Origin of the sequence: Spirillospora sp. NPDC049024 (assembly GCF_040649235.1) — a bacterium.
In the GTDB taxonomy this organism is placed as follows: domain Bacteria; phylum Actinomycetota; class Actinomycetes; order Streptosporangiales; family Streptosporangiaceae; genus Spirillospora.
Window position 1 is genome coordinate 73,273 of the sequence record NZ_JBEZFD010000032.1, and the last position, 24,788, is coordinate 98,060.

General features: G+C 75.9%; 22 protein-coding genes. 17 read left to right on the forward strand and 5 right to left on the reverse strand.

From position 1 onward, the window contains the following. Positions 1-62: 62 nt before the first annotated feature. The 3 genes from AB0C21_RS39320 to AB0C21_RS39330 are packed head-to-tail and all read left to right on the forward strand — an operon-like array spanning position 63 to position 3,920. A complete protein-coding gene (locus AB0C21_RS39320) occupies positions 63-1,601 on the forward strand; it encodes an aldehyde dehydrogenase family protein (protein WP_500211250.1) in 1,539 nt (512 codons plus the stop codon). An 8-nt stretch (positions 1,602-1,609) separates the two neighbouring features. Further along, positions 1,610-2,785 (forward strand): NAD(P)/FAD-dependent oxidoreductase, encoded by a 1,176-nt coding sequence (locus AB0C21_RS39325; RefSeq protein ID WP_500211252.1) that lies wholly within the window; start codon positions 1,610-1,612, stop codon positions 2,783-2,785. Beyond that, a complete protein-coding gene (locus AB0C21_RS39330; protein WP_500211253.1) occupies positions 2,778-3,920 on the forward strand; it encodes a Glu/Leu/Phe/Val family dehydrogenase in 1,143 nt (380 codons plus the stop codon). The genes AB0C21_RS39325 and AB0C21_RS39330 overlap by 8 nt, the downstream gene beginning before the upstream one ends. Here AB0C21_RS39330 and AB0C21_RS39335 read toward each other — a convergent pair. Further along, entirely contained in the window at positions 3,898-4,824 is a 927-nt protein-coding gene (locus tag AB0C21_RS39335; RefSeq protein ID WP_149258584.1) for a LysR family transcriptional regulator, read from the reverse strand. The genes AB0C21_RS39330 and AB0C21_RS39335 overlap by 23 nt on opposite strands. Positions 4,825-4,919: 95 nt before the next feature. After that, positions 4,920-6,959 carry a phenylacetic acid degradation bifunctional protein PaaZ gene (paaZ, locus tag AB0C21_RS39340; RefSeq protein WP_500211254.1) on the reverse strand — a complete coding sequence of 680 codons (2,040 nt, stop codon included), beginning with the start codon at positions 6,957-6,959 and terminating at the stop codon, positions 4,920-4,922. Positions 6,960-7,146: 187 nt separating this feature from the next. Between paaZ and mgrA the strand changes: the two genes are divergently transcribed. The 3 genes from mgrA (at position 7,147) to AB0C21_RS39355 (ending at position 9,134) form a co-directional block, all read left to right on the forward strand. Next, the gene (gene mgrA, locus AB0C21_RS39345) at positions 7,147-8,172 is read left to right on the forward strand and encodes an L-glyceraldehyde 3-phosphate reductase (RefSeq protein WP_500211256.1); all 1,026 of its coding nucleotides are present in this window, start codon (positions 7,147-7,149) and stop codon (positions 8,170-8,172) included. Between the two features lie 101 nt (positions 8,173-8,273). Beyond that, complete coding sequence (locus tag AB0C21_RS39350; protein WP_500211257.1) at positions 8,274-8,726, forward strand: YbhB/YbcL family Raf kinase inhibitor-like protein; 453 nt, start codon at positions 8,274-8,276, stop codon at positions 8,724-8,726. A 3-nt stretch (positions 8,727-8,729) separates the two neighbouring features. Then, on the forward strand, positions 8,730-9,134 hold the full coding sequence (locus AB0C21_RS39355) for a DUF6343 family protein (RefSeq protein WP_500211258.1): 405 nt from the start codon (positions 8,730-8,732) through the stop codon (positions 9,132-9,134). Between the two features lie 37 nt (positions 9,135-9,171). Here AB0C21_RS39355 and AB0C21_RS39360 read toward each other — a convergent pair whose 3' ends face one another. Next, a complete protein-coding gene (locus tag AB0C21_RS39360) occupies positions 9,172-10,065 on the reverse strand; it encodes a helix-turn-helix transcriptional regulator (RefSeq protein ID WP_500211259.1) in 894 nt (297 codons plus the stop codon). A gap of 108 nt (positions 10,066-10,173) precedes the next feature. Here AB0C21_RS39360 and AB0C21_RS39365 point away from each other — a divergent pair, with 108 nt between their 5' ends. Further along, the gene (locus AB0C21_RS39365; protein ID WP_500211260.1) at positions 10,174-11,613 is read left to right on the forward strand and encodes an MFS transporter; all 1,440 of its coding nucleotides are present in this window, start codon (positions 10,174-10,176) and stop codon (positions 11,611-11,613) included. Positions 11,614-11,616: 3 nt separating this feature from the next. On the opposite strand, the gene AB0C21_RS39370 is transcribed toward AB0C21_RS39365, so the two are convergent. Together AB0C21_RS39370 and AB0C21_RS39375 are read right to left on the reverse strand one after the other, a co-directional pair. Continuing rightward, positions 11,617-12,444 (reverse strand): glycosyltransferase family 2 protein, encoded by an 828-nt coding sequence (locus tag AB0C21_RS39370; protein ID WP_500211262.1) that lies wholly within the window; start codon positions 12,442-12,444, stop codon positions 11,617-11,619. 12 nt (positions 12,445-12,456) lie between these two features. Then, the gene (locus AB0C21_RS39375; protein WP_500211263.1) at positions 12,457-13,344 is read right to left on the reverse strand and encodes a glycosyltransferase family 2 protein; all 888 of its coding nucleotides are present in this window, start codon (positions 13,342-13,344) and stop codon (positions 12,457-12,459) included. Positions 13,345-13,575: 231 nt separating this feature from the next. Here AB0C21_RS39375 and AB0C21_RS39380 point away from each other — a divergent pair, with 231 nt between their 5' ends. The 10 genes from AB0C21_RS39380 (at position 13,576) to AB0C21_RS39425 (ending at position 24,657) form a co-directional block, all read left to right on the forward strand. After that, entirely contained in the window at positions 13,576-15,216 is a 1,641-nt protein-coding gene (locus AB0C21_RS39380) for a carbamoyltransferase family protein (RefSeq protein WP_500211265.1), read from the forward strand. Then, the gene (locus AB0C21_RS39385; RefSeq protein ID WP_500211266.1) at positions 15,213-16,730 is read left to right on the forward strand and encodes an HAD-IIIA family hydrolase; all 1,518 of its coding nucleotides are present in this window, start codon (positions 15,213-15,215) and stop codon (positions 16,728-16,730) included. The genes AB0C21_RS39380 and AB0C21_RS39385 overlap by 4 nt, the downstream gene beginning before the upstream one ends. Further along, positions 16,727-17,755, forward strand: coding sequence for a glycosyltransferase family 9 protein (locus AB0C21_RS39390; RefSeq protein WP_500211268.1), 1,029 nt, complete (start codon positions 16,727-16,729; stop codon positions 17,753-17,755). The genes AB0C21_RS39385 and AB0C21_RS39390 overlap by 4 nt, the downstream gene beginning before the upstream one ends. After that, complete coding sequence (locus AB0C21_RS39395) at positions 17,752-18,747, forward strand: glycosyltransferase (protein ID WP_500211270.1); 996 nt, start codon at positions 17,752-17,754, stop codon at positions 18,745-18,747. The genes AB0C21_RS39390 and AB0C21_RS39395 overlap by 4 nt, the downstream gene beginning before the upstream one ends. Further along, entirely contained in the window at positions 18,744-19,976 is a 1,233-nt protein-coding gene (locus AB0C21_RS39400) for a glycosyltransferase (RefSeq protein WP_500211271.1), read from the forward strand. The genes AB0C21_RS39395 and AB0C21_RS39400 overlap by 4 nt, the downstream gene beginning before the upstream one ends. Then, positions 19,976-20,581 (forward strand): D-sedoheptulose-7-phosphate isomerase, encoded by a 606-nt coding sequence (locus AB0C21_RS39405; RefSeq protein ID WP_149258597.1) that lies wholly within the window; start codon positions 19,976-19,978, stop codon positions 20,579-20,581. Before AB0C21_RS39400 ends, AB0C21_RS39405 begins: the two co-directional genes overlap by 1 nt. A gap of 78 nt (positions 20,582-20,659) precedes the next feature. Then, positions 20,660-22,057: a PfkB family carbohydrate kinase gene (locus AB0C21_RS39410; RefSeq protein WP_500211273.1), complete on the forward strand. Its 1,398-nt coding sequence runs from the start codon at positions 20,660-20,662 to the stop codon at positions 22,055-22,057. After that, positions 22,054-22,731, forward strand: coding sequence for an SDR family NAD(P)-dependent oxidoreductase (locus tag AB0C21_RS39415; protein ID WP_149258599.1), 678 nt, complete (start codon positions 22,054-22,056; stop codon positions 22,729-22,731). Before AB0C21_RS39410 ends, AB0C21_RS39415 begins: the two co-directional genes overlap by 4 nt. Continuing rightward, on the forward strand, positions 22,722-23,690 hold the full coding sequence (locus AB0C21_RS39420; RefSeq protein ID WP_500211274.1) for a glycosyltransferase family 9 protein: 969 nt from the start codon (positions 22,722-22,724) through the stop codon (positions 23,688-23,690). Before AB0C21_RS39415 ends, AB0C21_RS39420 begins: the two co-directional genes overlap by 10 nt. Positions 23,691-23,700: 10 nt before the next feature. Further along, entirely contained in the window at positions 23,701-24,657 is a 957-nt protein-coding gene (locus tag AB0C21_RS39425) for a UDP-glucuronic acid decarboxylase family protein (protein ID WP_500211276.1), read from the forward strand. The last annotated feature ends 131 nt before the right edge of the window (positions 24,658-24,788 follow it).

Here is a 24,788-nt window from a genome sequence, read left to right on the forward strand (position 1 = left end):
GGTAAGGAAGCCGTGCTCTGCCCGATCTTGGCTCGGGCTCGCGGCCCGTTCAGGCTGGGACCGTGCTCTCCTCCGTCATCGGCGGCGCCCGGATCCCGGCGGGGCCGCGCTCGTACCGCTCCACCGACCCGTCCCGCACGTCCGAGACGGTCGCCGAGGTGTCCCTCGCGGACGCCGGCGGGCTCGTCGGCGCCTGCCGGGCCGCCCGCGCGGCGCAGGACGCCTGGCGCGACGTGCCGGCGCCCGTCCGCGGGCAGGTGGTCGCCGCGATCGGCCGGCTCGTCGAGGCCAACAAGGCGGCGCTCGCCCGGACCGTCACCCGGGAGGTCGGCAAGCCGTACGCCGAGGCCCTCGGCGAGGTCCAGGAGATCGCCGACACCTGCGCGTTCTTCCTCGGCGAGGGGCGGCGGCTGTACGGGCAGACCGTCCCGTCCGAGATGCCCGACAAGCAGCTGTTCACCTTCCGGGACCCGGTCGGCGTCGTCGCCGTCGTCACGGCGGGGAACTTCCCGGTCGCGGTGCCGTCCTGGTACATCGTCCCCGCGCTGCTGTGCGGGAACGCGGTCGTGTGGAAGCCCGCCGAGTACGCGGCGGCCTGCGCCGACGCGTTCTACGAGCTGTTCGCGCACGCGGGGCTGCCGGACGGCGTCCTCAACGTCGTGTACGCGGACGGCCCGGAGACGTTCCGCGGCCTCGAGCGGGCCCTCGGCGAGGGCCTCGTCGACAAGGTCGGCTTCACCGGCTCCACCGAGGTCGGGTCGCGGATCGGGGAGCTGTGCGGCCGCCACCTCCAGACGCCCTGCCTGGAGCTCGGCGGCAAGAACCCGATGGTCGTCGCCGAGGACGCCGACCTGCCGCTCGCCGTCGAGGGCGCCCTGTTCTCGGGGTTCGGGACGGCCGGGCAGCGCTGCACCTCCCTCGGGACCGCGATCGTGCACGAGTCGGTGCACGGCGAGTTCCTCCGGCTGCTGGACGAGGCGACCCGGGCCGCGCCCGTCGGCGACCCGGCGGGCGACGTCCTGTTCGGACCGCTGATCAGCGAGCGGTTCGCGGACGGCTTCGAGAAGGTCCTCGGCTGGATCGGCCCCGGCCACACCGTGCACGGGTCGTCCGCCACCGGGCGCATCACGGCGGCGGCGCCGCGGGCGGGCTTCGCCGGCGACCCCGAGGCGGGGCTGTTCTACCACCCGGTGATCGTCGACGGGGTGCGGCCCGGCGAGGAGCTGTTCATGAACGAGGCCTTCGGGCCGATCATCGGCGTCACCGCGTACCGGACGCTGGACGAGGCGATCGCCCTCGCCAACGCCCCCGGCTACGGCCTGTCCGCCTCCATCTACACCGCCGACCCGGCGAAGGTCTTCGCGTACCGGCGGCGGATCTCGGCCGGGATGGTCAGCGTGAACAACTCCACGTCCGGCGCGGAGGCGCACCTGCCGTTCGGCGGGAACGGGCGCTCCGGCAACGGCAGCCGCCAGTCGGGCGTGTGGGTGCTGGACCAGTTCACCCGCTGGCAGTCGATGAACTGGGACACCTCCGGAAGGCTCCAGAAGGCGCAGATGGACGTCCTGGAGATCACCCCCGACCTCGGCTTCCGGCTGTAGGGGCGGGCGTGGGGACCGGACCGGCGACGGAGACCGCGGCGGAGACCGAGGCCGACGTCGTCGTCATCGGCGGCGGCGTGATGGGGACGAGCGTCGCGTTCCACCTCGCCGAGGCGGGCGTGCGGCGGGTGGTGCTCGTCGAGCGGGACGAGCTCGGCTCGGGCTCGACGAGCAGGGCGGCGGGCGGCGTGCGCGCCCAGTTCTCCGACGAGGTCAACATCCGGCTCGGCGCCCGCAGCCTGGAGGCGTTCACCCGCTTCCCCGAGCGCCCTGGCCAGGAGATCGACCTGCACCAGGTCGGGTACCTGTTCCTGCTGTCGCGGCCCGAGGACGTCGCGGCGTTCGAGGCGGGCGTCGCCCTGCAGAACGAGCTGGGCGTGCCGAGCCGGATGGTCTCGGTGGCGGAGGCGTGCCGGCTGTCGCCGCTGGTCTCCCCCGACGGGCTGCTGGCCGCCGCGTTCTCCCCCGACGACGGGCACTGCACGCCCGAGTCGGTCGTGCTCGGCTACGCGACGGGCGCGCGGCGGCACGGCGCGGAGATCCGCACCCGCTGCGAGGTCCTCGGCATCGAGGCCGGCGGCGGCGGGATCACGGCCGTCCGGACCTCGCGCGGGCGCATCCGGACCTCCGCCGTCGTCTGCGCGGCCGGAGCCTGGTCGGCGGCGGTCGGGCGGATGGCGGGCGTCGACCTGCCGGTGGAGCCGCTGCGCCGCCAGATCGTCTTCACCGAGCCGATCCCGGACCTGCCCCGCCCGGTGCCGATGACGATCGACTTCGCGACGTCGTTCTACTTCCACGCCGAGGGCGAGGGCCTGATGCTCGGCATGTCCGACCCGGACGAGCGGCCCGGCTTCCGGCTGGACCGCTCCGACGCGTGGCTCCCCCGGCTCACCGAGGCGATCGGGACCCGCGCCCCCCGCCTCCTGGACGTGGGGCTGACGGGCGGCTGGGCGGGCCTGTACGAGGTGACGCCCGACCACAACGCGCTCATCGGCGAGGACCCGTCGGTGTCCCGGTTCCTGTACGCGACGGGCTTCTCCGGCCACGGCTTCCTGCAAGGCCCGGCGGTCGGCGAGGTCGTCCGCGACCTGTACCTCGGCCGCGAGCCGTTCACCGACGTCGCTCCCCTGCACGCCGCCCGCTTCGCCGGCGACGCCCTCCGCCCGGAGATCAACTGTGTCTGACGTGCTCGAACTGATGGACGAGTGGGGCCCCGAGAGGGTCGTGTGCGTGTCCGACACCCGGACCGGGATGCGGGGCGTCCTCGTCATCGACAACACCGCCCGCGGCATGGGCAAGGGCGGCATGCGGATGAGCCCGTCGGTGACGGTCGCGGAGGTGGCGCGGCTCGCGCGGGTCATGACCTACAAGTGGGCGGGCGTCGACCTGTTCTTCGGCGGCGCGAAGGCCGGCATCGCGGCCGACCCCCGGTCGCCGGACCGGGAGGCGGTCCTGCGCGCGTTCGTGCGGGCCCTGTCGCAGGAGATCCCGCGGCGGTACGTGGCGGGCCTCGACATGGGGCTGTCGGAGCGGGACGCGGCGATCGTCCAGGACGAGCTGGACGACCGGGGCGCGGCCGTCGGCACCCCGCACGTCCTCGGCGGCATGCCCTACGACGAGCTGGGCGTGACCGGCTTCGGGGTCGCGGAGGCCGCCGACGCCGCCGCCCAGCACGCGGGGACGTCCCTGCGCGGCGCGCGGGTCGCGATCCAGGGGTTCGGCGCGGTCGGGCACGCGGCGGCCCGGCGCCTGCACGAGCTGGGCGCGACCGTCGTGGCGGTCTCGACCGTGCACGGCGCCCTGCACGACCCGGACGGCCTGGACGTGGGGCGGCTGCTCGCCCTGCGCGCCGAGGCGGGCGACGCGGCGGTGCGGGAGTACGGCGGGCGGCTCCTCCGGGCCGGCGCGGAGCTGTCCGTCCCGGCCGACATCCTCGTCCCCGCCGCGCTGCAGGACGTCATCGACGAGGACGCGGCCGCGGACGTCCAGGCCGCGATCGTGGTGGAGGGCGCGAACCTGCCCACCGGGCGGGCGGCGCAGCGCGTCCTCGCCGAGCGCGGCGTGACGGTCGTGCCGGACTTCGTCGCCAACGCGGGCGGCGTGGTCGCGGCGGGGTTCGCGATGGACGCCCGCCACTCGGCGTTCCGCCCCGACACCGACGCGGTGTTCGCGGCGGTCTCGGCGAAGATGCGCGACAACACCGGCCGGGTCCTCGACGCCGCCCGCGCGCAGGGCACGACGACGCACGAGGCCGCCGTGGCGCTCGCGCAGGAGCGCGTCCGCGCCGCGATGGAGCTCAAGGGCCGGTGGCGCCGCTGACCTCGTTCTCGACGCCCCGGGCGACCTCGATGAGGCCGCGCATGGCGTCCTTGACGAGCGGGTTGGTGTTGGTGGTGCGGCGCAGCACGGTGACGTGCCGCCGCGGGGAGCGGCGGCTGAGCCGCAGCGTCCGCAGCCCCGGCGCCGGGACGCAGCCGAGCGCCGGCACGAGCGCGATGCCGAGGCCGCACGCGACCAGCCCGCACACCACGGCGTAGTCGTTGCTGCGGAACGCGATGTTGGGCGTGAACCCGGCCGTGCCGCACAGCCGCAGCAGGGCCTGCGCGCCCGAGCTCTCGGGGCGGCTCGCGATCCACGTCTCCGACCGCAGGTCCCGCAGCCGGACGGTGCGGCCCCCGGCGAGGGGGTGGTCCCGCGGGACGCACAGCACCAGGTTCTCGTCCATCACCGGCGTCTCCACGATCTGGTCGGGCCAGGTGCGCGGGAACAGGTCGTACCGGTAGACGAGCTGGAGGTCGAGGTCGCCGTCGAGCAGCTCGGGCAGCAGCTCGTCGGGCTCGCCCTCCGCCAGCGTGATGTCGATGCCGGGCCGCACGCGCGACAGCTCCGCCAGCACCCGCGGCAGGATGCGGGCGCTGGCGGTCGGGAAGCTGCCGAGCTGCAGGGCGCCGCGCTCGCCGCTGGCGACCGTGCGCAGCTCCCGCTCCAGCGTGTCGAGCGCCGACAGGACGTCGTTGCCCTTGCTGACCATCAGGAACGCGGCGCTCGTCGGGCGCACGCTGCGGGCCCGGCGCTCGAAGAGCACCAGGCCGCAGGCGCGCTCCAGGGCGGCGATCTGCTGGGAGACGGCGGACGCGGTGTACCCGAGGTTGCGGGCCGCGTCCGCGAACGAGCCGGTGCGGACGACCTCGCGCACCGTCTGGATGTGCAGGGGACTGATCATGGGCGCACCCCGTTCAGCGCTGAACGTGACCGTCTCCCCCGCAGACGCCTCCCTCCATGCGTATCATCCCGCGGGCCGGGGCCCCAGTCCCAAGATCAGTCGTGCCGCGGGCGCTTGGCCACCAGCGTCAGCACGTCGTACTTGGCGACCGAGGCGCCCTCCTGGTTCGTGACGTCGGTGTCCCAGCGGACCTCGCCGTAGTCGGCCCCCTCGCGCGGCGTGATCTGCTTGGCCGTCAGGGTGACGGTCAGCTCGTCGCCCGGCTTGACGGGCGTGAGGAACCGGAGGTTCTCCAGGCCGTAGTTCGCCAGGACGGGCCCCGGGGACGGCTCCACGAACAGTCCGGCCGCGAACGACACGACGAGGTAGCCGTGCGCGACCCGCCCGCCGAAGAACGGGTTGGCCCTGGCGGCCTCCTCGTCCATGTGGGCATAGAAGGTGTCACCGGTGAACTCGGCGAAGTGCTCCACGTCGTCGAGGGTGACGACGCGGGGGCCGCCGACGGCGGTGTCGCCGACGCGCAGGTCCTCCAGGTGCTTGCGGAACGGGTGCACGTCGGTGACGGTGCGGTCGGTGCCGGGGACCCAGCGCCCGGTGATCGAGGTGAGCATCGCCGGCCCGGCCTGGACGGCGGTGCGCCGCATGTGGTGCACCACCCCGCGGATCCCGCCCATCTCCTCGCCGCCGCCGGCGCGCCCGGGGCCGCCGTGGACGAGCGGGGGCAGCGGCGAGCCGTGCCCGGTCGACTCCTTGGCGTCCTCGGCGTTCAGCACCAGCAGGCGGCCGTGCCACGGCGCGGTGCCGAGCACGACCTTCCGGGCGAACTCCGCGTCGCCGGTCACGACCGACCCGGCGAGACTGCCGCGCCCGCGCACGGCCAGTTCCACCGCCTGCTCGGCGCCCTCGTACGGCATCAGCGTGCTGACCGGCCCGAACGCCTCGACCTCGTGCGGCTCGGCGCGGCCGGCGTCGTCGGCGCGCAGCAGCACCGGGGAGATGAACGCGCCGCGCTCGGCGTCCGCGCCCACGACCTCGACCCGCTCCGGGTCGCCGAACACGGCGCGGCCGGCGTCCATGAGGGCCTTCAGGGAGCGGCGCACCTCCTCGCGCTGGTCGAGCGTGGCGAGCGCGCCCATCCGCACGGCGGGGTCGGACGGGTTCCCGACGACGACCTTCGCCAGCCGCTCCCGGACGGCCTCGGTGACGTCGTCCATCAGCGCGGCGGGGACGAGCGCCCGGCGGATCGCCGTGCACTTCTGGCCCGCCTTCACGGTCATCTCCGCGACGAGCTGCTTGACGTACAGGTCGAACTCCGCCGTGCCGGGCACCGCGTCCGGCCCGAGGACCGAGCAGTTCAGCGAGTCGGCCTCGGCGTTGAACCGCACCGCGTTCCCCACGATGACGGGGTGGGTGCGCAGCAGCCGGGCCGTCGACGCCGACCCGGTGAACCCGACGATGTCCTGCTCGGTGAGGTGGTCGAGCAGGTCGCGCGGCTCCCCGCAGACCATCTGCACCGAGCCCTCGGGCAGGATCCCGGCCTCGACGATCAGCTCGACCAGCCGGGCGGTCAGGTAGGCGGTCTGGCTCGCCGGCTTGATCAGGCTCGGCACCCCCGCGAGGAACGCGGGCGCGAGCTTCTCCAGCGGACCCCACACCGGGAAGTTGAACGCGTTGATCTGCACCGCGACGCCGTGCGACGGCGTGCACAGGTGCTGCCCGACGAACGTCCCGCCCTTGCCGAGCGGCTCCACGGCGCCCTCGACCAGCACCGTGTCGTTCGGCAGCTCCCGCTTGCCCTTGCTCGCGTAGGCGAACAGGACGCCGATGCCGCCGTCCACGTCGAACTTCGAGTCGCCCAGCGTCGCGCCCGTCCTGGCCGACAGCGCGTACAGCTCCTCGCGGTGCTCCCGCAGGTGGGACGCGAGCGCCTTCAGCAGGGCCGCGCGCTGGTGGAACGTGAGCTCCCTCAGCACCGGGCCGCCGACCGAGCGCCCGTACTCCAGGGCGGCGCCCATGTCGATCCCCGCCGAGGAGATCCGGGCGACCTCCTCCCCGGTGACGGCGTCGTGCAACGGCGCCCCCTCGTCCTCCGGGGAACGCCAGGAACCCGACACGTAACTGCGCAGCACGACCACTGGGACCTCCTTGTCCTTAGCTCTGACCATTCTTGCCGCTTCCGAGCTTCCTTCACGCCTCGCAGACATGACAGCCGGGCCCCCGATCCTTTGTGTACTCCCGCACCGCCGGGGGCGCGCCGCGCGCGGGATGTGACGCAGGTCATACCGGTCCGGGCGCCCTGCCGGCCCTGGAATACTCCCGGTCATGACCTTTTTGGCAGACAGTGAGCGATATGGGCAAATGACCTACCGGCGGTGCGGGCGGAGCGGGCTGCGGCTTCCGGCGATCTCGCTGGGCCTGTGGCACAACTTCGGCGACGACCGGCCGCTGGACGTGCAGCGGGCCATCCTGCGGCGGGCGTTCGACCTCGGCGTCACGCACTTCGACCTCGCCAACAACTACGGGCCGCCGTACGGGTCCGCCGAGACCAACTTCGGCCGGATCATGCGCGAGGACCTCGCCCCCTACCGGGACGAGCTGATCATCTCGACCAAGGCGGGCTACGACATGTGGCCCGGCCCCTACGGCGAGTGGGGGTCGCGCAAGTACCTGCTCGCGAGCCTCGACCAGTCGCTGCGCCGGATGGGGGTCGACTACGTCGACATCTTCTACAGCCACCGCTTCGACCCGGAGACGCCGCTGGAGGAGACGATGGGGGCGCTGGACCGCGCCGTCCGGTCCGGCAAGGCGCTGTACGCGGGCATCTCGTCCTACTCCCCCGAGCGCACCGCCGAGGCGGCGGCGATCCTGCGGGAGATGGGGACCCCGCTGCTGATCCACCAGCCGTCCTACTCGATGCTCAACCGCTGGATCGAGGGCGGGCTGCTCGACACCCTCGACCGGGTGGGGGCGGGCTGCATCGCGTTCTCGCCGCTGGCGCAGGGGATGCTGACCGGCAAGTACCTCGACGGCGTCCCGGAGGGGTCCCGGGCGAGCAGGGGCACGTCGCTGTCCACGAGCCTGCTCACCGAGGACAACCTCCGGCACGTCCGCACGCTGAACGAGATCGCCGGGGCGCGCGGGCAGTCGCTCGCCCAGATGGCGCTGGCCTGGTCGCTGCGCGACGGCCGGGTCACCTCGGCGCTGATCGGCGCGAGCAGCGTCGCGCAACTGGAGGAGAACCTCGCCGCCCTCGACCGGCTCGACTTCACCCCCGACGAGCTCGCCGCGATCGACCGGGACGCCGTCGAGGCGGGCATCAACATCTGGGCGGCCTCCAGCGCCGGCTGAGCGCCCCGGCCGGCGATCGGGGCGCGCGCATCGACCGGGCGCGGCGTGCATCGACCGGGCGCGGCGTGCATCGACCGGGCGGCAGGGGGCACGAGCAGCTCATGGAGGAGATGACGCTGCGGAGCTCCGCGTTCACCGACCACACGCTCATGCCGTCGGACTACTCCCACGACAGCGGGGACCTCTCGCCGCCGCTGGAGTGGTCGCCCGCCCCCGAGGAGGTGGTGGAGCTGGCCCTGGTGTGCGAGGACCCGGACGCCCCCGTCGGCACGTTCGCGCACTGGCTGGTCGCCGGCATCGACCCCGTGACCACCGGGCTGGACGCCGGGGAGCCGCCGACCGGCGCCGTCCTCGGGCGCAACGACTTCGGCGCCGAGGGCTACGGCGGGCCGAAGCCGCCAGTGGGCGACGACCCGCACCGGTACTTCTTCCGGCTGTACGGGCTGTCGGAGCCGTCCGGGCTGCGGGACGGCTTCACCGCCGGGGACCTGCGCGACGCCGTCGAGGACAAGGTCGTCGCATCGGGGACGCTCGTCGGCACCTACGCGAGGTGAGCCATGGGCGGCACCGGGGCCGGCGGGCCCGACCGGAACGGACCCGAGCGCCACGAGCCGGAGCGGCGCTCGTCCGGAGGGCGCGAGCCGGAGCGGCGCGAGCCCGGGTGGGACGAGCCCGAGCGGCACGACATCGGCCGCAACGAGCCCGGGTGGCACGGGCCCGGGTCGCACGGACCGTACCCGCACGAGCAGCCGCGCGGCGACGAGCCGGTGACCGCGCGCAGCCCGCTGGCCCTGCGCGCGGTCCTGTCCACGGTCGCGCTGGTCGGCGCGGTGGCCGCCGCGATCGTGTTCGCGGTGAACGGCTCGGGCGACGGCTCCTGGACCGCGGCGGGCATCTGCGCGGCCGTCGCCGTGATCGCCGCCGTCGACCTGGTGGTGATCGCCCGGCGCGCCCGCCACTGAGCCGGTCGGCCGGTGCCCGGGGGTGGGTGCCGGCGGGTCAGTGCCGGTGGTCGGGCTCCGCGATCCCGGGGTCGGCGAGCAGCCGGCCGATCCGGTCCCGGCTCTCCTCGTCGGTCGGCGTGTAGACGACCAGGCGCGCGTTCGGCGACGCGGTGATGTCCATGCTCGTGGTGCGCGTCCGGATCTCGCCGACGGCGCGGTGCCGGAAGAGCTTCACGGTCGGCCCCGGCAGCGCCACGTCGTGGGACGCCCACAGCCGCGCGAACATGGGGCTGGCCGCCTGCAGGCGCCGGACGAGGTCCTTCCAGCCCGGCTCGTCCAGGTGCCTGCTGTAGCGGTGCCGGAAGACGGCGACGTGGTCGGGCGCCGCCTCCTCCAGGTTCGCGACCGGGTTGCAGCACGGCGGCAGCGTGAACACCATCCACAGCGTGTTGCGCTCGCACGGCCCGGCCCGCACCACGTGCGGGAAGATCGCGGCGTAGGCGGCGTTCCAGGCCAGGATGTCCGAGCGGGCGTTGGCGACCGCCGCGGGCATCGGCACGAGCGCGTCCAGGATCGCCTGGACGTCCTCGGGGAGGGTCTCGGCGTGCTCCTCGACCGCGGCGTCCGGGATGTCGGCCAGCCGGTACAGGTGCTCGCGCTCGGCGCCGTCGAGCCGCAGGGTGCGCGCCACGGCGTCCAGCACCTGGGTGCTGGCGTTGATCGGGCGGCCCTGCTCCAGCCACGTGTACCAGGTGACGCCCACCCCGGCGAGCTGGGCGACCTCCTCGCGGCGCAGTCCGGGCGTGCGGCGCCGGGGGCCCGGCGGCATCCCGACGTCCTCGGGGGTGATCCGCTCGCGCCGGCTGCGCAGGAACGCCGCCAGCTCCGTGCGGCGGCGCGGGCCCGCACCGTTGCGGCGGGCGGTGGGCGCGGCGGGCGCACTCGTCATCGTCACTCCCCCAGCCTGACCCCGACCGGCGTGCTCTTCCAGGTGCTGTCAGTACCAGTATCGGCAGGCTCTCGTTACCGGTACCGGTCTCCGAGCACGCTCGTACACATGACACAGACAACCGACCTGCGCGGGACCATTCCCGAACGGGGGTCGCGGAACGGCTCCGGCGGGCTCGCGCTCGCCGTCATCCTGCTCGGCCAGTTCATGGCCATCCTCGACGTGAACATCGTCAACGTGGCCCTCCCGACGATGCGCGCGGACCTGCACGCCTCGGGCGCGGGGCTCCAGCTCATCGTCGCCGGCTACATCATCTCCTACGCCGTCCTGCTGATCACGGGCGCGCGGCTCGGCGGCATCGCGGGCCACCGCCGCCTGTTCCACCTCGGCCTGGCGTCCTTCACGGCGGCGTCGCTGGCGTGCGGGCTGGCGCCGTCCACCGGGACGCTGGTGGTGTTCCGCTTCCTCCAGGGCGCGGGCGCGGCGATGCTCACCCCGCAGGTGATGTCGATGATCCAGCGGGACTTCACCGGCGCGGCCCGGGCGCGGGCGCTCGGCGTCTACTCGGCGGTCATCGCGGGCGGCGTCGTCGTCGGGCAGGCGGCCGGGGGCCTGCTGGTCGGCGCGGACCTGTTCGGCACGGGCTGGCGGACGGTCTTCCTCGTCAACGTGCCGATCGGCGCCGCGCTGCTGCTCGCGGGGCCGCGCGTGCTGCCCCGCGACGAGCCCGCGCCCCGGACGCGCCCGCTGCGCGCCGAACTGGACCTTCCGGGCCTGCTCACGCTGGCCCCGGCGGTGCTGCTGCTCGTCGTCCCGCTGATCATGGGGCACGAGCTGGGCTGGCCCATGTGGGGCTGGGCGTCGCTGGCCGCCAGCGCCGCGTTCGCCGCGGCCTTCGCCGCCGTGGAGCGGCGGGTGGCGGCCGCGGGCGGGCGGCCGCTGGTCTCGCCCCGGGTGCTGCGCGCCCCGCTGCTGGTCCCGGCCTGCGTGGCGATCATGTTCGGACCGGCCAGCTGGGGGTCGTTCCTGTTCACCACCACCCTGCACCTGCAGGGCGACCTGCGGATGTCGCCGCTGGAGTCCGGGCTGGCGTTCGTGCCGTGCGTGACCGCGTTCGGGCTGGTCGGGCTGAACTGGCAGCGGCTGCCCGCCCGCTGGCACGGGCGCGCCGTCCCGGCCGGGTTCGCGGTGGCGGGGGCGGGCTACCTGTGCGTCGGGCCCCTCGCCGGTGGCGGCGTCCCCTACGAGGCGCTCACCGTGGTCATCGGGTTCGGGCTCGGGGTGATGCCGATCATCATGACGCTCGCCCTGCGGCACGTCCCGGCCGGCGACGCGGCGGACGCGAGCGGGCTGCTGCTCACGCTGATGCAGCTCGCGCAGGTGGTCGGCATCGCCACCGTCGGGACGCTGTTCCTCACCCTCGCCGAGTCCGGCGGGTCGACCCGGCACGCCGAGTACGGCGCCGGATGGGCGCTCGCCGGCATGGTCCTGCTCGGCGCCCTGTTCGCCCTGTCCCTGGCCCGCGGCCGGGCGGCGGCCCGCCCCTGACGGTCAGTACCCCGACAGGCGGGCGCGGGCGGCCTCCACCGCGGGCGGGACCGGCCGCCTGGCGCGGACGAGCCCGGGCAGCGCGCGGGCCGCGTCGGCGAGCCCGGCGCGGCCGTCCCGGGTGGCGAGCACGGACGCGGCGGCGCGCGCGACCGCGGGGAGCGGGCGGCGCAGCCACGCGGTCAGCACCCGGTTGCGGGCCTGCCGGCGGCGGCGCGCCGCCGGATCGCGGCCCGCGGCCGCCGGGTGGTGGTGGACGACCAGTTCCGGCACGTAGGCGAGCCCCCATCCGGCGGCGGCCAGGTCGAGGGCGAGCAGTTCCTCCTCGCCGCCGAAGTGCAGGACGTCGGAGAAGCCGCCGACGCCGAGGTAGGCGTCCCTGCGGACGACGATGGAGCAGGCCAGGAAGCCGAGGACGGCCGGTCCCGGGAGGTCCTCGGGGCGGCCGAGGGGCGAGCGGGCCATCGCCTCGGAGACCGGGTCGAGCCGCTCCTCCTCCCCCACCAGGACCCGCGCGGCGAGCAGCGCGGTCCGCGGATGGGCGTCGAGGATCTCGACCGCCCGCTCCAGGGAGCCCGGGGCCCACCAGGAGTCGTCGTCGGCGAAGGCCACGTAGCGGGTGGCGGCGAGCTGGGCCCCGGCGTTGCGGGCCGCCGCGCCCCGGTTGGACGGCAGCCTCAGCACGGTGGCCCCGGCCGCCTCGGCGGCGGCGGGGGTGCCGTCGCTGGAGGCGTTGTCGACCACGATGACCGGAGCCGTGTGGTGGTTGAGGCTGCGGCGCAGTTCGGCGGCCCGGTCGCGGGTCGCGACCACGATCGTCACGTCCGGCATGCGGCGGTCTCCTCAGCTCACGTAGCGGCGGGCCTTGGACGCGCGCTGGGACGCCTCCAGGAGGCGCAGCCGGTCCTCGACGTCGCGGGGCAGCGTCCTGCGCTCGCGGGCCACCCAGGCCAGCCCCGCGGCGGCCTCGGCGAGCGCGGCGGCCGTCACGCGGTCGCGGGGCAGGGTGCGCAGCAGGACGGCCGTCCGGCGCAGGGCGACCGGGAGCGGGCGGCGCAGCCAGGTGGACCACAGGGTGTTGCGGATGCCGTGGCGGCGCCTCAGGTGCGCCTCGCGGACGGGGGACGGCTCGTGGCGCACGACGACGTCCTCGGCGAAGCACAGCTGCCAGCCCAGGGCCATCAGGTCGGCGCTGAGCAATTCCTCCTCGCCGCCCAGCCACAGCCGCGGGGAGAAGCCCCCGGCCTCGCGGAACGCCTCCAGGCGGACCATGGAGGCCCCCGCCAGGAACGAGCCGAGCGCCGGACCCGGCAGCCACGGCGGTCCGGGGACGGGCGAGTGCCGCAACTCCGGGACGATCGGGTCCTCGCGGCCGCCGGGCTCCACCAGGATCCGGCCGGTGACGACGGCGAGCCGCGGGTGCGCGTCGAGGAGGCCGGCGGCGATCGACGGCGCGTCCGGGTCCCACCGGATGTCGTCGTCCCAGAACGCGGCATAGGGCGTGCGGACATGGTCGGCGGCGAGGTTGCGCGCGACGGCGCCGAGGTTGCGCGGCGAGCGGATCAGCGTGACCTCCGGGAACTCCTCCGCGACGGCGTCGGCGGTCCCGTCCCGCGAGGCGTTGTCCACCACGATGACCGGCGCCCGCTCGGTGAGCGCGCGTGCGGCGGCCAGGGCGGCGAGCAGGGACCGCCGCCGGTCCCGGGTGATGACGACGACGGTGAAGCGCATGAACCGCCCAGTACCCCACGCATCCCCCTCTATGTGCGCAGATGCCGCATCACCTGCCACTTCTATTACCAGCGACTCTTCTGGCATCAGCGTTTAGCGGCACAGTTCTCGGCAATGTCCGGAATTACCTATAGGGGATTCGGTTCCGGCCGGTCCGTCCCGGGGCGCGGTGCCTGAGACCACGGCACTTCCCCACTCCATTACCGAACACTGCGTCGAAACGGGGTGCACATGCGCGTGCTCGGAATCAACGCGATCTTCCATGACCCGGCCGCCGCGCTGGTGTCGGACGGCACCGTCGTCGCCGCGGCCGAGGAGGAGCGCTTCAGCCGCCGCAAGCACGGAAAGCGGCCGGTCGCCTTCGCCGCGTGGGAGTTGCCGGAGCGGGCCGCCCGGTGGTGCCTCGAGGAGGCCGGGCTGGAGCCCGGCGATCTCGACGCCGTCGCCTACTCCTACGATCCCGGACTCGTCGAGCCCGGGCTCGACGGCCACGACGCCCAGTGGGAGCGCCTGCGGACGCTGTACGCGCAGCGCGCCCCCAACTTCCTCGCGACCGCGCTGCCGGGCCTCGATCCCGGGATCGTCCGGTACGTGCCGCACCATGTGGCGCACGCCGCGTCCGCCGCGCTCGCCGCGCCGGGGCCCGGCGAGGGCGACGTGCTGGTCCTGGACGGCCGCGGCGAGTCGCACTCGCACCTGGCCGGGACGTACGAGGGCGGCGAGCTGACGCCGCTGCACGCCCAGCGCCTCCCGCACTCGCTCGGGCTCATGTACGAGGACCTCACCGAGCACCTCGGCTTCCTGCGCTCCAGCGACGAGTACAAGGTCATGGCGCTCGCGTCCTACGGCGAGCCGCGCTTCCTCGACGAACTCCGCGAGCACGTCCGCGCCACCGAGGACGGCGGCTTCGCGGTCGCCCCGATCGACTGGGGCTCCCTGGCGAAGGCCCGCAGGCCCGGCGCCGAGTGGACCCGCGACCACGCCGACCTCGCCGCGAGCGTCCAGACCCGCCTGGAGGAGGTGGTCCTGGACCTGGCGGCCTGGCTGCACGGCCGGACCGGCGCCCGCCGCCTGATGCTCGCCGGCGGCGTCGCCCTCAACTGCGTCGCGAACTCCCGGCTGGCCGAGGCCGGGCCCTACGAGGACGTCTGGGTCCAGCCCACGGCGGGCGACGCAGGGACGGCGCTCGGCGCCGCCCTGCACGTCGCGCGGTCGGGCGGCGACCCGCTGGCCGCCATGCCGGGCGCCGACCTCGGCCGGCGGTGGGACGAGGCGGAGATCGCCGCGCGGCTCGACACCGCCAAGATCCCGTACGAGCGGCCGGACGACCTGGCCGCCGCCGTCGCCGACGCCCTGGCCCGCAACCAGGTCGTCGCGTGGTTCCAGGGCCGCTCGGAGTTCGGCCCGCGCGCGCTCGGGCACCGCTCCCTGCTCGCACATCCCGGCCATGCCGGGAACGTCGAGCGGCTCAACGACGTCAAGGGCCGCGAGCAGTTCCGGCCCATCGCGCCGATGGTCGCGCTCGACCACGCCTCCGAGATCTTCGAGGGCCCGCTGCCGAGCCCCTACATGCTGTTCGTGCACCGGGTGCGGCCCGAGTGGCGCGCCCGGATCCCCGCCGTCGTGCACGTGGACGGCACCGCCCGCGTCCAGACGGTCGACGCCGCCGGCGAGCCGCTCCTGGCCCGCCTGCTGGAGGAGTTCCGCCGCCGCACCGGGCTGCCGGTCATGGTGAACACCAGCCTGAACACCGCCGGGCGCCCCATGGTGGACGACCCGCGCGACGCGCTGGAGTGCTTCGGCTCGGCGCCGGTCGACCTGCTCGCCATCGGACCGTTCGTGGTGCGCCGCCGGGAGGTGCACGCCCGATGAGCCACACCGTCGTCATCCCGACGATCGGCAGGCCGAGCCTGCGCGTCACCCTGGAGGCGCTGCTCACCGCGCTGGAGGACGGGGCGGGCCCGGCCCCGCACGAGATCATCGTCGTGGACGACCGCCCGGCGCCCGGCGCGCCGCTGCCGCTGCCGCCGTCCGCCGGGCCGGAGATCCGGGTGCTGCGCTCCGGGGGCCGCGGCCCCGCCGCCGCGCGCAACACCGGCTGGCGCGCCGCCACGACCGAGTGGGTCGCCTTCCTGGACGACGACGTCGTCCCCGAGCCGAAGTGGCCCACCCGGCTGGCGGCCGACCTCGCCGGCCTGCCGCCCGAGGTCGGCGGTTCCCAGGGCCGCGTCACCGTCCCGCCGCCGGACGGCCGGGCCCCCACGGACTGGGAGCGCAACACCGCCGCGCTCGCGGACGCCGAGTGGATCACCGCGGACATGGCCTACCGCCGCGGCGTGCTCGCCGAGCTCGGCGGCTTCGACGAGCGCTTCCGCCGCGCCTACCGCGAGGACGCCGACCTGGCGCTGCGCGCCATGGACGCGGGGCACGGCCTCGTCCTCGGCGAGCGGCGGCTGACGCATCCGGTCCGCCCGGCCGGGTTCTGGGCGTCGGTGCGGGCGCAGGCCGGTAACGCCGACGACGTCCTCATGTGGCGCGTGCACGGCCCGGACTGGCGACGCCGCGCCGGCGAGGGCCCCGGTCTGCTGCGCCGCCACGCCGCCACCACCGCGGCGGGACTGCTCGCCCTGGCCGCGCTCCCCGCGGCGCCCCGCGGCCGCGGCGGCGCCGCCGTCGCGCTCACCGCCGCGGGAGCCTGGGCGGGACTCACCGGGCGGTTCGCCTACGAGCGGATCCGGCCGGGGCCCCGCACCCCGGGCGAGGTGGTCAGGATGCTGGTCACCAGCGCCGCCATCCCGCCCGCGGCGGTCCGGCACCGCCTGCGCGGCCTGGCCGTCCACCGGCGGGCGCGGGCGTGGGGCGGGCCGCGCGCCGTCCTGTTCGACCGCGACGACACGCTGATCAGGGACGTCCCCTACAACGGCGACCCGGCGCGGGTCGAGCCGATGCCGGGCGCCCGCCGCGCCCTCGACCGGCTGCGGCGGCACGGCGTCCGCATCGGCGTCGTGTCCAACCAGTCCGGGATCGCCAAGGGGCACATCACCGCCGGGGACGTGCGGCGCGTCAACGCCCGCGTCGAGGAGCTGCTCGGCCGCATCGACGTGTGGGAGTTCTGCCCGCACGACGGCGGCGACGGCTGCGGGTGCCGCAAGCCGCGCCCGGGGCTGATCGAGCGCGCCGCCGAGCGGCTCGGGGTGGCGCCGTCCGACTGCGCCGTCATCGGCGACATCGGCGGCGACCTCGAGGCCGCCGCGGCGGCCGGGGCGCGCGGCATCCTCGTCCCCACCGGCCGGACCCGGCGGGCGGAGGTCGCGCGGGCGCGGGAGACCGCGCCGACGCTGGACGCCGCCGTCGATCTCGTCCTCGGCGGAAGGCGGCGCCGATGAGAGTCCTCGTCGCACGCCAGGACAACATCGGCGACGTCCTGCTCGCCGGCCCCGCCGTGCGGGCGGTCGCCGGACGCGCCGACGAGGTCGTGCTGCTGTGCGGGCCGCGCGGGCGCGCCGCGGCCGACATGCTGCCCGGCGTCGACCGGGTCGTCGAGTGGCGCGCCCCGTGGATCGACCCGGACCACGTGCCCGTCGAGCAGGCCGCGGTGGACCGCCTCGTCCGCGAGCTGAAGGGGTTCGACCGGGCCCTGATCCTGACCTCGTTCCACCAGTCGCCGCTGCCGCTCGCGCTGCTGCTGCGGCTCGCCGGGACGCCCTGGATCGGCGGCATCAGCGAGGACTACCCGGGGTCGCTGCTCGACCTGCGGCACCGGCCCGACACCGACGTGCCCGAGCCGCTGCGCATGCTGGCGCTGGTGGAGGACGCCGGGTTCCCCTCCCCCGGCGACACCCGGCTGCGGGTCCGCGGCCCGCTGCCCGACATCGACCACCTCACCGGCGGGCCCGGCTACGTGGTGGTGCACCCCGGGACCTCCGTCCCCGCGCGCGCCTGGCCGCCCGGCCACTGCGCCGAGGCGGTGCGGCTGCTCGTCGGGGCGGGGCGCCGCGTGGTCGTCACCGGCCACAAGGACGAGAAGGACCTGACCGCGCTGGTCGCCGGGGAGGACGGCCTCGACCTCGGCGGGCGCACCAGCCTGCCCGAGCTGGCGTCGGTGCTGCGGAGCGCCTGCGCGGTCGTCGCCGGCAACACCGGCCCCGCGCATCTGGCGGCGGCCGTCGGCACGCCGGTCGTGTCGCTGTTCGCGCCGACCGTCCCGGCCGCCCGGTGGGCCCCCTTCGGCGTCCCGCTGGCGCTGCTCGGCGACCAGCGGGCGCCCTGCAAGGACAGCCGCGCCCGCGAGTGCCCGGTGGACGGCCACCCCTGCCTGTCGTCGGTCAGCGCCGACGAGGTCGCGGCCGCCGTGGAGATCGTGGCGTCGGACGAGTACGCCGCGCCGGCCAGGGAGGTGCCCGCCCCGTGAGAGTCCTGATGTGGCACGTGCACGGATCGTGGGCGACCTCGTTCGTCCACGGCCCGCAGACCACGCTCGTCCCCGTCACCCCCGACCGGGGCCCGGACGGGAAGGGCCGCCCCGACACCTTCCACTGGCCCGACCGGGCGGTCGAGGTGCCGCCGGAGCGGCTCCGCGGCGAGGACGTCGACGCCGTCGTGCTCCAGCGCCCCCACGAGCTGCGCCTGGCGGAGGAATGGCTCGGGCGGCGCCCCGGACGCGACGTCCCCGCCGTCTACGTCGAGCACGACACCCCGCGCCGGACCCCCTCTGACGTGGGCCTCCCCGAGGAGGTCGTCCCCGACAGCCGCCATTTCCTGCACGACCGCTCCGACATCCCCGTCGTGCACGTCACCCACTTCAACCAGCTGTTCTGGAACTGCGGCCGCGCCCCGACCACGGTCATCGAGCACGGCGTCGTCGACCCCGGCTACCGGTACACCGCCGAGCTGCCGCGCGCCGGCGTCGTCATCAACGACCCGCTGCGCCGCGGGCGCGTCGCCGGCGCCGACCTGCTGGCCGGGCTGGCCGCCGCCGTCCCCCTGGACCTGTTCGGGATGAACGTCGCCGGCGCGCCGGAGCGGCTCGGCATCCCGCACGAGTCGCTGTGGACCTTCGAGGACCTGCCGCAGGCGAGCATGCACGAGCAGCTCGCCCGCCGCCGCGTCTACGTCCACCCCTACCGGTGGACCTCGCTCGGCCTCGCACTGATCGAGGCCATGATGCTCGGCCTCCCGGTGGTGGCGCTCGCCACCACCGAGGCGGTCGAGGCGGTGCCGCCCGAGGCCGGGGTGCTGTCCACGCGCGTCGCCGCACTGGCCGACGCCGCGCGGACCCTGGCGTCCGACCCGCCGCGCGCCCGCCAGATGGGCAAGGAGGCGCGGGCCCACGCCGTCGACCGGTACGGGCTGGCGCGGTTCCTGCGCGACTGGCGGCGAACTCTCCAGGAGGTAACGCGATGAAGATAGCCATGATCTCGGAGCACGCGAGCCCGCTCGCCGCCGGGCGCGGTCCCGCCGGCAAGGGGCTGGGCGGCGCGGACGGCGGCGGGCAGAACGTGTTCGTCGCGGAGCTGGCCGCCGAGCTCGGCAGGCAGGGGCACCGCGTCACCGTCTACACGCGCCGGGACGCGGCCGCCCTGCCCGAGCGGGTCCGGTTCGCGCCCGGCGTGACCGTGGAGCACGTCCCGGCGGGCCCGGCCGAGCACGTCGCCAAGGACGACCTGCTGCCGTGGATGCACGACTTCGGGAGGTACCTGGAGCGGCGCTGGGCCGACGACCCGCCCGACGTCGCGCACGCCCACTTCTGGATGAGCGGCCTCGCGGCCGTCCAGGCCGCCCGGCCGGCGGGGGCCGCGCGCGTCCCGGTCGTGCAGACCTACCACGCGCTCGGCACCGTCAAGCGGCGCCACCAGGGCGACGCCGACACCAGCCCCGCCTCCCGCGTCCGGCTGGAGCGCGCGATCGGGCGCGCGGCCGACGCCGTCGTCGCCACCTGCTCGGACGAGACCGCCGAGCTGACGGCGATGGGCGTCCCCCGGGACCGCGTCCGCGTGGTGCCGTGCGGGGTCGACCTCGACCTGTTCTCCCCCGACGGCCCGGCCGGCGCCGGGGGCGCGCGGCACCGGCTCGTCGTGCTGTCCCGGCTCGTCGAGCGCAAGGGCGTCGACACCGCCATCCGCGCGCTGGCGCAGCTGCCGGACGCCGAGCTGCTGGTCGCGGGCGGGCCGCCGCGCGACGGCCTCGGCGCCGACCCCGAGGTGCGCAGGCTGCGCCGGGTGGCGGCGGACGCCGGCGTCGCCGGGCGGGTGGAGTTCCTCGGCAGGCTCGGCCGCGAGGAGGTCCCGCCGCTGCTGCGCTCGGCGAGCCTCGTCGTCACCCTGCCCTGGTACGAGCCGTTCGGCATGGTGCCGCTGGAGGCCATGGCCTGCGGCGTCCCGGTGGTGGCGACCGCCGTCGGCGGGCACCTCGACACCGTCGTGGACGGCGTCACCGGCGCGGTCGTCCCGCCACGCGCCCCGGAGAGGGCAGCCGACGCGATCCGGCGGCTGCTGGACGATCCGGCGAAGCGGGCCGCGATGGGGCGCGCGGGGGGCGAACGGGCGCGCGAGCACTACTCGTGGGCCCGGGTCGCCGCCGACACCGCCGGGGTCTACCGGCACGCCGCCGCGCTGAGCGAGGTGGCCGCCTGATGACCGCGCAACCCGGCCTCGGGACCCGCACGTCCACCGTCCACGACCAGCGGCTCGAGGAGCTCGCCGAGGCCGCGCTGCGGTTCCGCGAGCAGGTCCCCACCGTCGAGGCGTGGGGCCGCCGCCTGGCCGGCGTCCTGCGCGCCGGCGGCCGACTGCTCGCCTGCGGCAACGGCGGCAGCGCGGCGGAGGCGCAGCATCTGACGGCCGAGCTCGTCGGCCGGTTCGAGGACGAGCGGCGGCCGCTGTCGGCGATCCCGCTGCACGGCGACACCTCCTCGTTCACGGCGATCGGCAACGACTACGGCCCGGCCACCGTGTTCGAGCGGCAGGTGCAGGCGCACGGCCGCCCCGGGGACGTGCTGGTGTGCCTGTCGACCAGCGGGCGCAGCCCCAACGTGGTCGCGGCCGCACGCCGGGCCCGGACGCTCGGGCTCGCGGCCTGGGCGGTCACCGGGCCCGGCCCGAACCCGCTGGCCGCCGCGTGCGACGACGCGATCACCGTGCGGGCCGCCTCGACCTCGACCGTCCAGGAGATCCACCTCGCCGCGATCCACCTGCTGTGCGGGGCGGTCGACGACGCGCTGGGGGTACGGCATGCCTGAGCGGAGCCCGCGCGGCGGCGCAAGGAGCGCCGCCCGCGCCGGCCGGCGCGGGCGGCCGGCCCCCCGGAAGGAGGTGCCATGACGGCGCCACTGGTCGTGGTGGGCGACGTCCTGCTCGACATCGACGTCGTCGGCAGCAGCAGCCGGCTCTGCCCGGACGCGCCCGTCCCCGTCGTCGAGCAGGCCGAGGAGCGGCCCCGCCCCGGCGGCGCGGGCCTCGCGGCGCTGCTCGCCGCGGCGGGCGGCCGCGAGGTGGTGCTCGTCACCGCGCTCGCCGACGACGACCCGGGCCGGCGGCTGCGCGCGATGCTGGAACGGCACGTGGAGGTTGCGGCGCTCCACCTGCACGGCGGGACCCCCTGCAAGCTGCGCATCCGGTCCGGCGGCCAGTCGGTGGCGCGCCTGGACGCCGGAGACGGGCAGGCCCTCGACGGGCCCGTCGGCCCCCGCGTCACCGGGGCGATCGCCGGGGCGGGCGCCGTGCTCGTCTCCGACTACGGCCGCGGCGTCTCCCGGCACAGCGCGGTCCGCTCCCTGCTCGGCGGGCTGCCCCCGAGCGTGCCCGTCGTGTGGGACCCGCACCCGCGCGGCGAGCCGCCGGTGCCCGGCGTCCGGCTGCTCACCCCGAACGAGGAGGAGGCCGCCCGGCTCGCCGCGGCCGACGGCGCCGACATCACCGGGTTCGGCCTGTCGGCCGCCGGGCGGCGCGGCCGGCACCTCGGCCGGTCCTGGGGCATCGAGGGCGTCGCGGTCACGCTCGGCGCCGAGGGCGCGCTGCTGTGCGACGGGTCCGAGGCGCCGTTCCTCGCCCCCGCCCGGCCCGCCCGCGGCGACTCGTGCGGCGCGGGCGACAGCTTCGCCGCCGGGGTCGTCGGCGCGCTCGCCGACGGCGCGGACCTGCCCGCGGCCGTCACCCAGGGCGTCGACCGCGCCTCGGAGTTCGTCCGCGCGGGCGCCGCGGCGGCGGTCGCGGCGCAGCTCGCCGAGACCGGCTCGGCCCGGCTCGTCCCCGAGCGCGGCGAGGACGCCTGGGACGTCGTCGAGCGGACCCGGCGGGCGGGCGGCACGGTCGTGGCGACCGGCGGCTGCTTCGACCTGCTGCACGCCGGCCACGTCAGCCTGCTCCAGCAGGCGCGGCGGCTCGGCGACTGCCTGATCGTCTGCGTCAACTCCGACGCGTCGGTCCGGCGCCGCAAGGGGCCCTCCCGCCCGGTGACGCCCGCCGCCGACCGCGTCCGGGTCCTGGAGGCGCTCAGCGACGTCGACGCCGCGCTGGTGTTCGACGACGACACCCCGGCGCCGCTCCTGGAGCGGCTGCGCCCCGACGTGTGGGTCAAGGGCGCCGACTACGCCGGGACCGCCCTGCCCGAGGCCGAGACGGTCCGGGCCCACGACGGCGAGGTGGTCCTGCTGCCTCTCCTGGAAGGGCGCTCCACCACCCGCCTGCTGTCGACCACGAAGGGAAACGCGTCATGAACGTCCTCATCACCGGCGGCGCCTCCGGACTCGGCGCGGCCGTCGCGCGGAAGGTCGCCGACGACGGCGGTCGCCCCCTCATCCTCGACCGGCACCCCCCGAAGCAGGACTTCGAGCACATGCAGGCCGACCTCGCCGACCGCCGCTGCGCCGAGCGCGCCGTGCACGGCCTCGCGCGCGCCGCCGGCGGGCTCAACGCCGTCGTCACCGCCGCCGGCATCGACGCCTGCGGCGCGCTGTGCGAGGTCCCCGCCGAGGACTGGGAGCGGGTCGTCCAGGTGAACCTGCTCGGCACCGCCGCCGTCGTGCGCGCCGCGCTGCCGTACCTGGAGAACGAGCCGCACGGGCGGGTCGTCACCGTCGCCTCCACCCTGGGGTTCCGCGCCGTGAGCGACGCGACCGCGTACTGCGCGTCGAAGTTCGGCGTCGTCGGCTTCACCCGGGCGCTCGCCGCCGAGACGGCCGGGAAGGTCGCCGTCACCATGGTGGTGCCGGGCGGCATGGACACCGCGTTCTTCGACGACCGCGCCGACCAGTACAAGCCCGGCCCGGACGCGAAGCTGAACCGGCCGGAGAACGTGGCCGCGGCCATCGCGTTCGCGCTCGCCCAGCCGCCCGGCTGCGAGGTCCGCGAGCTGGTCGTGTGCCCCTCGGAAGAGCCCTCGTGGCCGTGACGGCCGCCTCGCCGGCGGGCGGAGCGGCGCGCAGGGCCCTGGTGCTGCGAGCGCTCGGCCTCGGCGACCTGCTGACCGCCGTCCCGGCGTTACGGGCGCTGCGGCGCGGGATGCCCGAGGCGCGGATCACGCTCGCCGCGCCGCCGGTGCTCGCGCCGCTCGCCCGCGCGACCGGCGCGGTCGACGACGTCCTTCCGGCGGACGGACTGGAGGCCCCGCTGCCGCCCGCGGGGCCCGTGAACGTCGCGGTCAACCTGCACGGACGGGGTCCGCAGAGCCACCGGCTCCTCGCGGCCCTGGGACCGGGGCGGCTGCTGGCGTTCGCCTGCCCCGGCGCGCCGCACTCCGGCGGTCCCGCCTGGGACCCCGGCGAGCACGAGGTGGCCCGCTGGTGCCGGCTGGTCGCGGCCTACGGGTTCGACGCCGACCCCGCCGACCTCGGCCTGCCGGCGCCGGCGGCGGCCTCCCCCGCGCCGGGCGCCGTCGTCGTCCATCCCGGTGCGGCGTTCCCGGCGCGCCGGTGGCCGCCCGAGCGGTTCGCGGCCGTCGCGGCGGCCCTGCGGGACGGCGGGGAGCGCGTCGTCGTGACCGGCGGGCCCGGCGAGGCCGGCCTCGCGGGCCGCGTCGTGGAGCTCGCCGGGCTCGGCCGCGCCGCCGACCTGGCCGGCCGCACCGCGCTGCCCGAGCTGGCCGCGCTCGTCGCGCAGGCACGGCTCGTCGTCTGCGGCGACACCGGGGTCGCGCACCTGGCGACCGCCTACCGCACACCGTCGGTGCTGCTGTTCGGACCGACGCCGCCCGACCGGTGGGGGCCTCCCGACCGCGCCGAGCACCGCGTCCTTTGGGCGGGGCGCCGCGGCGACCCGCACGGACGCGAGCCCTGCCCCGGGCTGCTGGAGATCACAGCCGACCAGGCCGTCGAGGCCGCCGGGAGGGCACTCGCCCGCCCGAACCGATGAGGGGGACAAGATGAGACATCCACGCGCCGTCGTCACCGGGGGCTCCGGCTTCCTCGGCTCCCACCTGTGCGAGGCGCTGCTCGCCGAGGGCATCTCGGTGGTGTGCCTGGACAACCTGCTGACCGGCACCTCCCGCAACATCGCGCACCTCGCCGAGCGGCGGGACTTCCGCTTCCTGAAACGCGACCTCACCGAGCCGGTGAACGTCCCCGGCGACGTCGGCTACGTCTTCCACCTGGCGTCCGCGGCGTCCCCCGCCGACTACCTGAAGTACCCGATCCAGACCCTGGAGGTCGGCAGCCAGGGCACCCGCAACGCGCTGGACCTCGCCGAGGCCAAGGGCGCGCGCTTCGTCCTCGCCTCCACGTCCGAGGTGTACGGGGACCCGCTGGTGCACCCGCAGCCCGAGTCGTACTGGGGCAACGTCAACCCGGTCGGCCCGCGCAGCGTGTACGACGAGGCGAAGCGGTTCGGCGAGGCGCTGACGTCGGCGTTCCGGCACTCCCGCGGCCTCGACGCCGCGATCGTGCGGATCTTCAACAGCTACGGCCCCCGGATGCGGCCCGACGACGGCCGCGCGATCCCGACGTTCCTGCGCCAGGCGCTGACCGGGGAGGACCTCACGGTCACCGGCGACGGCTCGCAGACGCGCTCGATCTGCCACGTGGACGACACCGTCCGGGGCATCGTCGCGCTCGCCCTCTCCGACCATCCCGGGCCGGTCAACATCGGCAGCCCCTACGAGATCTCGATGGCCGACCTGGCGCGGCTGGTCATCGACCTGACGGGATCGACGTCCCGCGTCCGGTTCGTCGACCGCCCGCAGGACGACCCGCGCGTCCGGCGCCCCGACACCGCGCTGGCCGAGGAGGTGCTCGGGTGGGCACCGCGGATCTCCATCGAGGAAGGCCTGCGCACCACGATCGAATGGTTCGCCAGGGAACTGGTCGTCGCGCGGCCCGCCTGACCGCCCGGCACAGGCGCGGGGCCGGAACACGTGCACGTGTTCCGGCCCCCCCCCACATAAGAACGTGCGGGGGGGAGCCGGAGTTGTTGTGTATTTCGGGGTGGTTGGGAATATTTTTTTTGAGTAAGTGT